This window comes from Roseomonas indoligenes (assembly GCF_017813365.1).
Lineage (GTDB): Bacteria > Pseudomonadota > Alphaproteobacteria > Acetobacterales > Acetobacteraceae > Roseomonas > Roseomonas indoligenes.
The window spans coordinates 85920-99880 of the sequence record NZ_JAGIZA010000012.1; the positions used below are offsets into that span (position 1 = coordinate 85920).

The 13961-nt window shown below is 73.3% G+C and carries 9 protein-coding genes; 5 read left to right on the forward strand and 4 right to left on the reverse strand.

The genetic code is table 11. From position 1 onward, the window contains the following. The first annotated feature begins 16 nt into the window (after positions 1–16). Positions 17–2317, forward strand: coding sequence for a glycosyltransferase family 4 protein (locus J5Y10_RS18540; RefSeq protein WP_209375582.1), 2301 nt, complete (start codon positions 17–19; stop codon positions 2315–2317). A 13-nt stretch (positions 2318–2330) separates the two neighbouring features. Continuing rightward, positions 2331–3071: a hypothetical protein gene (locus J5Y10_RS18545; protein WP_209375583.1), complete on the forward strand. Its 741-nt coding sequence runs from the start codon at positions 2331–2333 to the stop codon at positions 3069–3071. On the opposite strand, the gene J5Y10_RS18550 is transcribed toward J5Y10_RS18545, so the two are convergent. Genes J5Y10_RS18550 through galE form a run of 3 tightly spaced genes read right to left on the reverse strand, consistent with a single transcriptional unit; the run spans position 3072 to position 6267 of the window. Beyond that, on the reverse strand, positions 3072–4172 hold the full coding sequence (locus J5Y10_RS18550; protein WP_209375584.1) for a hypothetical protein: 1101 nt from the start codon (positions 4170–4172) through the stop codon (positions 3072–3074). A 5-nt stretch (positions 4173–4177) separates the two neighbouring features. Next, the gene (locus tag J5Y10_RS18555; protein ID WP_209375585.1) at positions 4178–5227 is read right to left on the reverse strand and encodes a glycosyltransferase; all 1050 of its coding nucleotides are present in this window, start codon (positions 5225–5227) and stop codon (positions 4178–4180) included. 20 nt (positions 5228–5247) lie between these two features. After that, a complete protein-coding gene (galE, locus tag J5Y10_RS18560) occupies positions 5248–6267 on the reverse strand; it encodes a UDP-glucose 4-epimerase GalE (RefSeq protein WP_209375586.1) in 1020 nt (339 codons plus the stop codon). 170 nt (positions 6268–6437) lie between these two features. Between galE and J5Y10_RS18565 the strand changes: the two genes are divergently transcribed. Genes J5Y10_RS18565 through J5Y10_RS18575 form a run of 3 tightly spaced genes read left to right on the forward strand, consistent with a single transcriptional unit; the run spans position 6438 to position 12675 of the window. Further along, complete coding sequence (locus J5Y10_RS18565) at positions 6438–7589, forward strand: glycosyltransferase (RefSeq protein WP_209375587.1); 1152 nt, start codon at positions 6438–6440, stop codon at positions 7587–7589. Continuing rightward, entirely contained in the window at positions 7586–10171 is a 2586-nt protein-coding gene (locus J5Y10_RS18570) for a glycosyltransferase (protein WP_209375588.1), read from the forward strand. Before J5Y10_RS18565 ends, J5Y10_RS18570 begins: the two co-directional genes overlap by 4 nt. Further along, on the forward strand, positions 10171–12675 hold the full coding sequence (locus tag J5Y10_RS18575) for a DUF6212 domain-containing protein (RefSeq protein WP_209375589.1): 2505 nt from the start codon (positions 10171–10173) through the stop codon (positions 12673–12675). Before J5Y10_RS18570 ends, J5Y10_RS18575 begins: the two co-directional genes overlap by 1 nt. Positions 12676–12697: 22 nt before the next feature. Here J5Y10_RS18575 and pcaF read toward each other — a convergent pair whose 3' ends face one another. After that, complete coding sequence (pcaF, locus tag J5Y10_RS18580) at positions 12698–13906, reverse strand: 3-oxoadipyl-CoA thiolase (protein ID WP_209375590.1); 1209 nt, start codon at positions 13904–13906, stop codon at positions 12698–12700. Positions 13907–13961: the final 55 nt, after the last annotated feature.

Consider the following 13961-nt stretch of genomic DNA (forward strand, 5'->3'; position numbering starts at 1 on the left):
TGACGCACCTTCCCTGATGCGCTGTCTTGTCATCTCGCCGACCCCGACCCATCCGCAGGATGCCGGGAACCGCCAGCGCATCCACGCGCTGCTACGCGCAATTCAGGGGTTCGGGCACCGCGTGGAGTTCGCCTTCGTGCGGCGCGAGGCGGTGGACGACGCGGCCGTGGCGGCCATGGAGGAGGCCTGGGAGGCCCTCCACCTCATCCCTTATGACCGCTCAGCGGAACGGCAGAGCCTCGGCGTGACCCACGCCCTGGACGACTGGTTCCCGCCGGCGCTGGAGGAGGCGATCGCCGCCCTGGCGGGGGCGGAGACTTACGACCTTGTCCTCGTCGAGTACGTCTTCCTCAGCCGGGCACTGGACCTCTTCCCGGCGCAGACGCTGCGGGTCCTGGATACGCACGACGTTTTCGCCGACCGCCACCTGCGCCTGCAGGCGCTTGGCCTGCCGATCGGATTCTTCCACACCACGCCGGAGGAGGAGGCGCGCGGGCTCGACCGGGCCGACCTCGTCCTCGCGATCCAGGACGACGAGCGCCAGGTCTTCGAGGCGATGACGCGCGCCCCCGTCGTCACCCTCGGCTTCATGCCGGACGCGGCGCCCCTGCCGCCGGGCACGCATGAGGGGTTGCGGATCGGGTATTTCGGCAGCGGCAACCCGCTGAACGGCCATGCCCTGACACGCTTCCTGGAGCAGCTGGATATCGCTGGCCTGCGGGCGGCGGGGGCAGCGATGCACGTGGCCGGCGGTGCGTCCCGCTTCGCCGGACCGGCACGGCCGGGCGTGGTCCCCATGGGGGGCATCGGCGAGCCGGCGGACTTCTACGCCGGCATGGATCTGGTGGTGAACCCGCATGAGGGTGGCACGGGGCTGAAGATCAAGACCGTGGAGGCCCTGGCCCATGGCCGCCCGGTGATCGGCACGGCGGAAGCCTTCCGGGGCCTCGGCGCCCGCGCCGCCTTCCACGCTGCCCCGGACGCCGCCGGCACGGCCGAATACGCCCGCCGCTGGGCACGCGACCCGCGCTTCCGCCGGGACGTGGCGGTGGAGAGCGCGGCGCTGGCTGCCCGCTACGCGCGGGAGGTCCGCCGGCAGCTCGCCCCCTTCCGGTCCCGCGAGGCACTGACGGCGCTGATCCACCGCCCCGCCGCCTTGCTGGTGACGGATATTCCGTTCTGGCGGGAAGCCCTGGGCAACCAGGCGCGCATCTCCGCCATGCTGCGCTTCCTCCGCGCCGAGATGGATGTGGAGACCCTCTTCCTCGGTGACCTGCAGCCGGGGGACGAGGAGCGTGCGGCGGCGGTGCTCGGCCGGCGCGGTGCCCTCATTGCCTCACCCGGAGACCCGACGGGCCGGCAGGCCTCGCCCGTGCCGCCCCATGCGCGGCTGACCGCCTTCGAGCGCAACCACTTCGACGCCCCGCATTTCACCGCGCTGGAATCGGTGCTGGCGGAGGGGCGCCACGCGGTCGTCATTCTGGAGTACATCCGCCTGTCCTACCTGCTCCATGCCCGGCCGGCAGCGCCGCTGCGGGTGCTGGACACGCACGACGTCATGGCGCTGCGCGTCCGCAACTTCGAGCATTTCGACCGCGACCACTTCCTCAAAATCAGCATGCTGGAGGAGCTGGGCATTATGAACGGCTTCGAGCAGGTGCTGGCGATCCAGGAGTCGGAACACGCGCTGCTGCGCGGTGCCCTGCCCGGCCGATCCCTGCTGCTGCCCCATGCCCTGCCGGACCTGCCCTGCCAGGAGAGCGCGGAGGGGGTGCGGCGGATCGTCTTCCTTGGCGGGGACAGCCCGATGAACCGGGACGGGCTGCGCTGGTTCCTCGACCAGGCCTGGCCCGCCGTGGCGGATCTCGGGGCGGAACTGCACGTGGCCGGGCGGGTCTGCGCCGCCTTCGCGAATTCTCGCATCCCCGGCCTCGTGCTGCACGGCGAGCTGGGGAATACCGACGCCTTCCTCGACGCCGCCGATATCGGCATCAACCCCGTGTTCTTTGGCGGCGGGCTGAAGATCAAGACGGTGGAATACCTCTGCCGCGGCCTGCCCTCTGTCCTCACGGAGGAGGGGGCCTTCGGCCTGCATGGCGGCGAGGGAAGCGCCTATCTCGTCGCGCGCTCCCGCGCCGCCTATGTCGCCCATCTCCGCGCCCTGATCCGGGACCCGCAGCTGCGGCGGCACCTGGGCGAGGGCGCTTTCCATTTTGGCCGGACGCGCTTCGGCCCTGCCGCCGCGCGCGCCGCCTGCCGCACCCTGGCCGCCCTCGCCGAGAGCGTCCGGCCCGATGTTGCGCCGCGTCCTGCCTGATCCCGGAGACCTCATGCCACCGGACCTTCCCAATGACGGCCTCAACCTGCTGCTGCTGCAGGAGGCCGACGTCGCGATTTCCGCCGCCGCCGCCCGCGCCAGGGCGGACGCGTTGCGCGCGCGCATGGAGACGGAACTGGACGCCCTGCCCCCGCCCATGCGGGATGTGGTCGAGCGACTGATCGACGCGATCGGCGAGGTCTCCGCGGGCGTGGAGGCGGCCCGGCAGGTGGCCACGGAGTTCAGGCGGGACCGCGGCGACTGGCTGCAAATCGACCCGCTCCGTCACATCCCCGAGGATCGCGGCGTCACCCCTCCCCCGCCCCCCGCACGCTTCGAGCTGAACGCTGCCGATCCGGATTTCGTCGGCTATGGCTGGTACGGTCCCGAGGGACAGGGGCGGGACAGCCGGCGCTGGAGCGGGCAGGCGGCCGCGGCCTCGATCGTCATTCCCGATCTCGGCCCCGGTGCCATCGCGCTGGAGATCCACCTGGAATTGCCCTTCGGCGTGCCCTTCGCGGAGGATTCGATTACCGTTCTCGCCAACGGCGAGCCGCTGGACATCACCATGGCGGAGGCGGATGCGAACCGCGCCGTCCTCAGGGCCCGGTGGGACGGGTTCGAGGCAGCGGGCGCGAATCTCGGGCTTGTGCTGCTGGGCTCAGTCCATGCTGACCCGGGCGGACGGGACACGCGCCGCCTCGGCGTCGGCTTCCGCCGCCTGATAGCGGCGCCTGCCGCCCTTGAAGGCTGATCAGCAGGCCAGGTGCACCTGGAAGTCGGTCGTCAGCTCGTTGTAGCCCCAAAAGTTCCGCAGAGAGGTCCGCAGTGCGTTCGGAGCGCGCCGGAAGCCCTGCCGGTCCATCCGCGTCACGGGCATGAGGGGCGCCAGGATGCGCCGCCAGAAATCCGTGTCGCCCCAGGCATCGACGACGCTGAGGTGCTGGCCCGGGACGGCCTCCGCCCGCCGGTCAGGAATGTCGAAGGGCGATTCGTGGAAGACCACGGATTCCACGCCGAAGTAGCGCGCCTCCAGCAGCACGGAGGAGCTGACGCCCACTACCCGTCGCAGCTCCTCCGCCGCCATCAGGACGTAGACGTTCTCGTAGGTGAGGCGCAGCGCCTGGAAGGGGAAGCCCGCCGCGAGCGTCCCGAAATCCGTGTGGGAATAGGGGTGCGGCTTGAAGGCCGCCCCGCCGTTCCCGACCGCCGCACGCAGCGCTGGGACAAAATCCGAGAGGTCCACCACCCGGCCGCCGCGGATCAGGGAACGGTCGATCCGGGTCTGCCCGATGATCAGCGTCTCCGCCCCCAGCCGCAGGTCCGGCCGTGCCTTCAGCGCCGTGGCGGCAAGCAGGCCTGCGGCGCCGTAGAAGGCGCCGTCCTCCGCGTGGTCGGGCAGCATCGCCTCGAACACCGCCGCGTCATTCGTCTGCACGGCGAAGAAGACATCGTCCATGAAGCGCACGGGGTGCACGCCGAAGTCGATGAAGGGAATGCCGAGCAGGCTCAGGATGCGCTTCATCGATTCGGCCAGTTCGAAGCCGATCACGACGGAATCGGCGAAGGCGCGCTCCACCGCCGCGACCACGCCCTCCGGCGCGAAGCCGGCGTCGAAGATCCGGGCCCAACCCCGCCAGCTCTTTTCGGCGCCCCACATCTCATAGAGGCCAGGCGTGTCGATCCCGCTGCCCCATGTGACGACCGGCACCTCGCACCGCGCGGCCGCCGCGGCCTGCGCGCGCACGAGCCGGTGGAACCAGAGGATGTTCTCCGTCTGCCCCGGGCGAAACCCGGTCTCGCCGGGGCGCAGCACGTCACCGGTGAAGACGATCCGGCGGATTGGACCGGCCAAGTGCGCTAGCCCGCCACCGGGGCGCTCACGAGGCGCGCCGGCGCCCCGGCCAAGAATTCCAGGAAGCCCCGCGCGGCCCGCTCCAACGCCGGCAGGCCGTGGTTCTGCTCCACGTGGCGCCGGGCTCGACGGCTCATCATCCGGCGCAGCCCCTCCTCCCGCAGCAGCAGCTCGACGGCGGGCCGAAGCCCGTCCGGCCCGACCATGAATCCGTGCTGCCCCTGCACGAAGCCGCCGTTCACGGTGGCGGAGTAGACGATCACGGGGAGGCCGCAGGCCATCCCTTCCACCACCGCGCGCGGCAGGCCGTCCATGCGGGATGTGTGGACCATGATCCGGCACCGCTTCAGCAGCGTCATCACCTCCGGCGGCTTCAGGCGCCCGGTGAGGGTCAGTCGGGACGGATCGGCCACCGCCGCCTTCACCTCGGGCCGAGGGGAGCCGCCGCCGACGAGGGCGACGCGCCAGGAGTCGGTGAAGGGAACCACATCCTCCTGGTTCTTCCGCTTCTCGTGCAGCCCGCCGACATTGACGATGTCGTGCAGCGGCGGGGCCGGCATGGGATCCGGGCGGGTAGCCTCCAGGTCCACGTATTTCGGCATGATGAAGGCGCGCCCGGCCCCGGCGAAGCGCGGGAAGTGCCGGTTCAGCTGCTCCGTGTACTCACCGAATACGAAGTCCGCGCGGTCCAGAACCGGGTCCGTCACGCTGCCGCCGACCACGAAACCGGTGAGCGGGGCCGTGCCAAACTCCCGGAGCGCCTCGTGCAGCGCGGCGTTGATCCGGTAGCTCAGCCCCTTGAACAGGATCGCGTCCGGCGCGAAGCCGCGCACCGCCTGCACCAGCGCCGCCGAGACCTGCCGGTGCGGGATCTCCCCCGGATTGTCCGAGGGGGTGAAGGTCACGGGCACCGCGCCGTCCAGGAAGACCTCGTGCTCCACCGCGGCGCCGGGATGCAGGCGGAACACCGCGACCTCCGCCCCGCCAGCCGCCAGGAAGCGCATGAAGTGCATGTCCCGGAACGCGCCGGCCATGGAGCGGTCGGCGTGACTCATCAGCAGGGCGATCCGCATCGTCAGGCGCTCACGGCCTCCTTCTTCACCGCCATACCCTTGTATCCGCTCGGGTTGCGGGCGCGCCATGCGTAGGCCGTGCCGACGATGTCGTCCAGCGCGCCCAGGCGGGGCGACCAGCCCGTCTCCTGGCGCAGCCTCTCGTTGGAGGCCACCAGCACCGGGGGATCACCCTCCCGCCGCGGGCCGAGCGTGTGCGGCACGGGGCGTCCGGCCGCCCGTTCCACCGCCGCGATCACCTCCATCACGGAGGCGCCTGTCCCGCTGCCGACGTTGTAGCGGCAGGACGGCCCGTCCACGAGCTTGTCCAGCACGCGCAGATGCGCGTCCGCCAGGTCCGCCACATGGACGTAGTCGCGGATCGCCGTGCCGTCCGGCGTGTCGTAGTCCGTGCCGAAGACGGTGAGCGGCGGGCCGAGGCCGAGCACGGCATTCACCGCATTGGGGATCAGGTGCGTCTCCGGATTGTGATCCTCGCCCAGCCGACCACCAGGATCAGCGCCGGCCGCATTAAAGTAGCGAAGCGAGGCGGAGCGCAGCCCGTGAATGCGGTCCGCCCATTCCAGCCCGCGCTCGGCCATCAGCTTGGATTCGCCATAGGCCGAGACCGGCGCCACCTGCTCGGCCTCGTCGATCGGGATCCGCGTGGGCAGGCCGAAGAGGGCGGCGGTGGAGGAGAGCACGAAGCGGCGGACCCCGGCGCGAACCGCCGCATCGGCCAGCCACATCGTGTGGCTCAGGTTCTCCGCGATGTAGCGCATGGGATCCCGCATGCTCTCGCCCACGAGCGAGAGGGCGGCGAAGTGCAGCACCCCGTCGAATTGCCCGCGGGCAAGGGTGTCCCGGAGCAGCTTATGGTCGGCCAGGTCGCCCACCACCAGCTCGGCCCCGGGGGAGACCGCCTCACGGTGACCCTGCCGCAGGTTGTCCAGCACCACGACGTCGTCGCCACGGTTCAACAGCGCCAGAACCACGTGGCTACCCACATAGCCGGCACCGCCTGTCACAAGATATCGAGCCATCTGTCATCCTCGCGGCCCGCCGAGGCCCGGGGGAAGCCTGTTTCGCAGCACCGTCGCCACCCTAGCCCAAATAACCTGGCGGCCGAAGAACACATGTTGCAGCGCGGGACGGCCGCCATTCCGGAGCATGGGGCATGGGCTGGCGCGGCGGGCCGAGGTAAGATGAGGCAATGCTGACGACTTCCCGCGCGCGCCGGCTGCTCGTGCTTCTTCCCAGCGGTCGCTTCGGTGGGGCCGAGGCGCATACCCTCCGGGTGGCCGATGCCGCCGCCGCCGCTGGCATGGCCGTCACGCTCGCCGCCGGGTCGGCCCTGCACCCGGTGCTGGAAGGGCGCGGGCACCGGATTATGGATGCCGCTCTCGCCTGGCGCCGCGGCCTGCCGGAGACGGCGCGGCGCACCCAGGCGGAGGCCGCGCGGACCGCGCTCGTGGCCTCTTCCCCCGAGCTCGCCCTTCTGCCCCTGCCCTGGCCGGACCAGGCCGGCGGCGCGATGGAGGCACTGGCCGAAGCCGGCACGCCCAGCCTCGTCGTCTCCCACCTTGCCCCGCCGGGGGATCAGGCACCGGCCGGGCTGGACCCGGAGGCGCTGGCAGCTGCCGCGGCCATGCGCGCGGACTGGGTGGCGGTCTCGGCTCCGACAGCCGCGCGGCTGGAGCGGTTTCTCCGCCTGCCGCCCGGCCGCGTGACGACGATCCCCAACGGCGTGGATCCCCCGGCACCGCTGGACCGCGCGGCCGCCCGCACGGCGCTGCGCGCCCTGCTCGGCGTCTCCCCGGAAACCCCGGTCGCTTTGTTCCTGGGGCGGCTGGATGCGGCGAAGGGCGCAGACCACCTCCCGGAGCTGGCACAGGCCTTCGCGCGGCGGACCGGGGGCGTCATCGCCTGCGCCGGGGCGGGCACGCTGGAGGAGACGCTGCGGCGCGCGGCGCCGGTGGGGCACCCGCTGCGGCTTCTCGGCCGGCTGGCGGATCCGGCGCCGCTCCTGGCCGGTGCTGACCTCCTTGCCCTGCCCTCTCGTCTGGAAGGGGCGCCGCTCGCCTTCTTGGAGGCCGCGGGCCACCTGCTCCCCGTGGCCGCCAGCCCGGCCGCCCTGGAGGCGCTGGGCAATGCCGCGCCGGGCATGGCGTTCCTCGCGGATCCGGAGGACCTGGCCGCCATGGCGGACGCGCTTGCCGCATGCCTGGACCCGGCCATCGCCGGGCCGAGGACCGAGGCCGCCTGGCGCCTCGCTGCATCCTGGGACGGGGCGGCGATGGCCGACCGCTACCTCGCCCGGCTCCGCGGGCTGCTGCTCGGGGCACCCAGGGCGCCCGCCGCATGACGGGAGCGGAGATCGCGCCCGAGCTGCCCCCGGATATTGCCGTGGTCATCCCGGCCTGGCGCCAACCGGCCTTGCTGGAGGAGGCGATCCTCTCCGTGCTGGCCCAGCGTGGCCCGCGCCGGGTGGCGGCCGTGGTGGTCGATGATGGATGCCCGATGCCGGAGACGCGCGCGGCGGCGCTTCGCTTCGCCACCGCCCATCCCGGCCGTGTCTTCCTGCTGCGGAAGGCGAATGGCGGCCTTTCCGCGGCGCGCAACACGGGGATCGATTTCGTCCTCCGTGCCTGGCCGGGCTGCCGCGCGGTCTTCTTCCTGGACGCGGACAACCGGCTCGGCCCGCTGCTCATCCATCGCGCGGCGGCGCTCCTCGAGGCGTCCGGGCCCGAGACGGGCTGGATCTACCCGGACTTCGACTTCTTCGGCATCCCCGGCCACGCCTCGGCGGCGGGAGAGCACTCCCTTTTCATGCACCTTCTGGAGAATACGAGCGACGCGGGCAGCCTCGTCTCCCGCCGCGTGCTCGACGCTGGCCTCCGGTTCGACGAGGGAATGCGGCAGGGCTTCGAGGATTGGGACTTCTGGCTGCGCGCCGGGGCGGCGGGGTTCCGCGGGCGGCACCTGCCCATGTCCGGCTTCGCCTATCGCCGCCGTGCCGGGGGAATGCGGGTGGAGGCAGAGCGGCGCCGGGCGGCGATCCTTGCCGGGATGCGCGCGGCCTTGCGGCCCCTCGCCCGGCCGCAGCGCCTGCTGGCGCTGGAATCGGCGGAGGTGCCCCGGTTCCTCCTGTACCGGGCGGGTTCCCCCATTGCGGAGCCAGTGGTGGACCCGCTGCGCCCGGGGCGCGCGCCGCTGGACCGTGCCGCCGCCCGCCGCCAGATCGTTGAAGCGTCGCGGCACCCGCAGGCCGTCCACGCGCCGCCCTTCCTTCTCTTCGCCGCCCTTGGGGCGCTGGAGGCGCTGGCGGCCGGGCGACTGCTGCACAACGTGCTGTGGCAGGCCGAGATCCTGCTGCGCGGGGCGGATGCGGTCGGGATCGCCCTCGCCGCCGGTCCGGCCGGGCGGCTGGGTCTGGAGCGCGTGGAGGGGATGCCGGAGGGGCCGGCGCTGCTGCTCTACCGCACGGAGAGCTGGCAGGAATCGGCTGCCCTGGGGGCGCCCGTGGCCTCCGCGGCGCGGCGCCGGGCCGGGCTGCGCGTCATCCTGCCGGATGTGCCCACGCCCTCCGATCCGCTGGCGGAAGCCGAGGACGAGTACGCCGCCTTGGCGGAGACCTTCGCGACGCGCCATCCCGATCGCGGCGAGTGGCGCGGCGACTGGCGTCGCCCGCGCGCCCGCGCCCATCTCGGCTATGGCGAGCTGATCGGTGCGGGCGCCGTACTGCCCTGGGTGACAGCGGACGCCCGCGACGTGGCCCTTGCGGCCCCGGTCTTCGAGATGGGCGGGGTGGAGCGCGTGCTGGTCGGCTATGCCCGCGCGCTGCGGCAGGCCGGGTGGCGGCCGCATCTCGTGGTGACGGGGGCGGGAACGGCGCTGGTGCCGGCCGACGCGCTCGCCGCCTTCGAGACGGTGCAGTTCCCGGCGCGCGGCGGCATCGAGGGGGTGGACCCGAACACGGCCCATCTCGGCGCCCCCCTGCCCGGCGCTTCCGGCCTGGGCGAGGGCACGCTGCGCGACGCGGTGGGCCAGCTGGCGCCCATGGCGGCAGTGCTGGCCACCCATGCCCGCGGCGTCCACGCCATCGCCGGCGCGCTGCGGGGCATCGGCATCCGAACCGTCGCGGGGTTGCACGTGGTGGAGCGCGAGGCGGCGGGAGCACCCATGGGCAACCCCCACGCGCTGCTCGCGCATGAGGGAGACTACGACGCGGTGGCCGTGGTTTCCGAGGGCCTGCGGGACTGGGGGATCGCGCAAGGCATCCCCGCCTCGAAGATCCTCCTCCTCCCCAACGGCCCGGGGCATGAGGCAGCACCCGGCACCGCCGCGGCCGCCCTGGCGGCGCGCGAGGGCCGGGACGGAAGGCTGCGCGCCCTATTCCTCGGCCGCCTGGACCCGCAGAAGGGGCTGGATCGGCTCCGCGACATTGTCGCCCTCACCCCCTGGGCGGAATGGCGGGCTGCCGGCCGCGCGGTGCTGGGGCGGGAGCCGGAGCCGATCCCCGGCCTCGATATCGAGCCACCGGCCGATGGAAACGGGGTGGACGCGCTGCTCGCCTGGGCCGACGTGCTCGTCCTTCCCTCCCGCTTCGAGGGCTCCCCGCTCATCATCCTGGAGGCGCAGCGCATGGGCTGCGTGCCGCTGGTCACGCAAACCGGCGCCGTGGCGGAGATGGTGGCGGATGGCGTGGACGGACTTCTGGTCGAGGTGCGCGCGGACCCTGCCGTGTCCGCTGCCTTCGCCGACCGCCTTGCCGCCCTGTCTGTCGACCGTGGGCTCCTGCTCGCCCTGGCCCGTGGCGCCGCGGCCCGCGCCGCCGCGCTGCCGGACCTGGCGACGCGCACGCGCCCCCTCCTCGACTGGCTCCAGGCCGGCCAAAATGGCCCAGCCGAACCCTCCGACGTGACACCAGAGGTCCTCGCCCCGTGATGCTGCACGCCGACCCCCTGCACCTGCCGCGCCTCGCCAGCGGGCGCCCCCTGGTGATCGTGGCGGAGGGGGTGATGGACCCCTCCCCGCTCGCCACCCCCTCGCTCGATGTCTGGATGGTCTCCCAGCGGCAGGGCCTGACGCTGCTGCATCCCGCCGGCACACGCGCACCGGACCCCTCCTCCGCGGTGCCGGTGGAAACGCCGCCTGCCGCCACCCTCGCCCTTGTTGCGAGCGAGCGGCTGCGGATCGGGGCGCTGAGCCGCTGGTGGCAGGAGGCTGCGGGCCTGCCGGCCCCGCCCTTCGTGCTGGCTTCGACCGGCCAGGCGGCGCTGCCGGGCGTGCTCGCCCTCGTCACCGAGGCCCTCACCACCTCCCGAGCCAGGGAGGCCGAGGCGTCGAAGGCCATCGTGGCCGCGCGGCAGGAGATGGAGCTGCTGCGCGAGGCCATGTCCGAGGCGACGCCCTACCTGGCCCACCGCCCCCCGGCGGAGCCGCGGCTCGCCTTCTCGGGGGAGGTGGGGGATGGCCCCCCCATCCTCGGCGCCTTCCGCCAGCCGCTGGGGACCGGGTTGGCCGGGCTGGCCGCTATCGCCGTGCACCCCGCCGGGGCGGGAACGGGCCAGGGCATGCTGCGCCTTCGCCTGATCGGGGGCGAGAGCGGACGCGTGGTCGGGTGCTGGGCCGTGCCCGCCCGCGCGCTGTCGCCGGGCTGGCTGACGCTGGACCTACCGACGCCGCTGGGCCCCGTGAAGGAGACGGCGGTGCTGGAGGTGACGCCGCAAGGACCAGGGCTGCCCGGCCTCTCCCGCGATGCACGGTGGTCCGGGATTGAGGGCGAGCACGGCGTGGCCTTCAGCGCCTGGGCCGGCACGCCGGGCAGCCGCTACCTCGCCCCGGCTCACTGGATGCCGGAGGAGGTCGGGTTGGTCCTACCCGCGAACGACGTGCCCCTGGCCCTGCCGAGTTCGGTCTGGGCCGAGGCCCGGGCGCTGGAAGGCGAGGCGAAGACCGTGGCGCTGGGGGAGGAAACCCCGCGCCCCATGCTGCGCGCCGCCGCGAAGGGCCGAGCGGTGCTGCTGCTGCCGCACCTTCACCTGCCGGGGCTGGACCGGCTGCGGATCGGGCTGGGGAATGCCGGCGCGGGGGCCGAGGCGGCCGCTTGGGTCTACCCCCTGGATTCGCTGCCCGGCGACGTCGCGGGGCTGGATCGCCTGCCGCCCGGGGCGGCGGGCACGGGGTGGCGCGGCGTGCCGGAGGAGGGGCTTGAGCTTTCTCTGCCGCTCTCCGTCCGCCTTGGCGGGCGCGCGGGGCTTGCCATCGCGCTTCGGGCCGGACCGGCGGCCGCCTCCGTCGAGATCGAGCGGCTCGCGGCTTCCGCCTCGCGTGCGGGCACGCCCGAGCCCGTAGCCCCTGCGCCGGGCGAGGATGCGGGGGAGACGGCGCCTGCCGCTGCGCGGCCCGCAGCCTCGGCTTTCCCCGCGCCCGCGACGCGGGAAACCAATGCGGCCGCTGCCGATGCCGTGCCGGCCGCGTCCGTTCCGGCTCCCGTCAGCCCGCCGGTTGCGGCGGAGCCTGCGCCGGCCGCGCCCGTGTCCCCGGCCGCTTCGCGCCCCGAGCCCCCAGCCCCCGTCCCCCGCGTAGCCGAGGCGCTTCGCCCCGCGGTGGCGCTCTCGATTCCTTTGCCCAGTCTGGCCGTGCCCCCCCCCGGGCTGGTCGCGGGCGGGACGGGCGGCACCCCCGCCTCCTCCGTCGCTCCGCCAGCTGCCGCGCTTCCTGCCGACCCTGCCCCACTGCCGGTGACGAGGGTCGATCAACGCCTCTTCGCGCCGCAGGCGGGGCCAGCCCCTGCCGAGGCCCCGCCGGCCGGGCCCGCGGCCCTGGCGCCTGTGAGGCCGGCCATGGAGCCCCCTCGTGCCACGACCGCGCCGGTCGCGGCCGCGCCGCCCCTTGAGCCTGCACCGGCCCTGCCCAGGGAGACGGCTGCCCCGACGGCAGCCCAGGCCACCGCCGCGCCCGCCCAGCCTCCGGTCCGCGTGATGCCGACCAACGTGCTGTCCGGCCGCGCCCCAGCACGCTACGAGGTGGTGCGGTTGCATCAGCACCTGCCCGGCGCCTCTTACAGGCACTTGGATGTGACGGTTGTGAGCCTCGCCTCCGGCCCGACCCGCTGGCCTGCCGTGCGGGTGAAGGTTCAGAGCAAGGACGGCGAGCCGCGGATGGAGTTCCGGCAAGCCACCGGCTGGCCGCAGATGTTCCGGGACTGGCTGGGCCGCGCCAGCGACAAGTTCGGCCCCTTCCTGCGCATCAGCGCGCCCGAGTTGCGCGCCTTCCTGGACTGCATGACCGACGAGCGCGACGCTGCGATGATACAGGCGCTGCTGGCCGTGCTGCCGCGCGCGCTGGAGGATGCCTGTCGCCAAGCCGGCCTCTCCGTCGTGCAGACCGGGGAGTGGATGGAGACGGCAAAAGCCCTGCAGGCGGAGAGCCGCCCCGCCGCGTGACCGCGCGGCGGGGCGGGTCCGCTCAGACCCGCTCGATCACCATGGCGATGCCCTGGCCGACGCCGATGCACATGGTGCAGAGGGCATAACGACCGCCGCGCCGGTGCAGCTCGTGCACGGCGGTCTGCACCAGCCGCGCACCGCTCATCCCCAGCGGATGGCCGAGCGCAATGGCGCCGCCGTTCGGGTTCACGTGTTCCGCGTCGTCGGGCAGGCCGAGGTCGCGCGTCACCGCCAGCGCCTGGGCGGCGAAGGCCTCGTTCAGCTCGATCACGTCCATGTCGGAGAGCTTCAGCCCCGCCTTTTCCAGCACCTTGCGGGTCGCCGGCGCCGGGCCGAAGCCCATAATCCGGGGCGGCACGCCGGCTGTGGCCGTAGCGACCACCCGGGCGCGAGGCGTCAGCCCATAGCGGCGGGCTGATGCCTCATCGGCTACCAGGATGGCGCAGGCGCCGTCATTCACGCCCGAGGCATTGCCCGCGGTGACCGAGCCGCCCTCCTTGCGGAAGGGCGTGCCAAGCTTCGCCAGGGCCTCTGCCGTGGTCTCCGGGCGCAGGTGCTCGTCCTGCTGGAACACCACCGGGTCGCCCTTGCGGCGGGGGATGGTGACGGGAACGATCTCCTCGGCGAAGCGGCCGGCGGCCTGGGCAGCGGCGGCGCGCTGCTGGCTGCGGAGGGCGAAGGCGTCCTGGTCGGCGCGGTTCACCTGGAAATCCTGCGCGACGTTCTCGGCCGTCTCCGGCATTGAGTCCGTGCCGTACGTCTTCTTCATCAGCGGGTTCACGAAGCGCCAGCCGATGGTGGTATCGTAGATCTCGGCGGTGCGCCCGAAAGCCTCCGCGCTCTTACCCTGCACGAAGGGAGCGCGCGTCATGCTCTCCACGCCGCCGGCGATCATGAAATTGGCATCCCCCGCCTTGATGGCGCGGGCGGCCGTGCCCACAGCATCCATGCCGGAGCCGCAGAGGCGGTTCACCGTGCTGCCGCCGATCGTCTCAGGCAGGCCCGCGAGGAGCAGGGCCATGCGGGCCACGTTGCGGTTGTCCTCGCCAGCCTGGTTGGCGCAGCCGAAGATCACGTCGTCCACGCCTGCCCAGTCCACGCCGGCGTTGCGCTCCATCAGCGCCTTCAGCGGCACCGCGCCGAGGTCGTCCGCCCGCACGGCGGAGAGCCCGCCGGCATAGCGGCCGATGGCTGTCCGGGCGGCGTCGCAGATGAAAGCATCGGCCATGGCGGTTCCCCTCTTACCGACGCCAGAGGAAGCGCATCGCGCGCGCCTCGGCAAG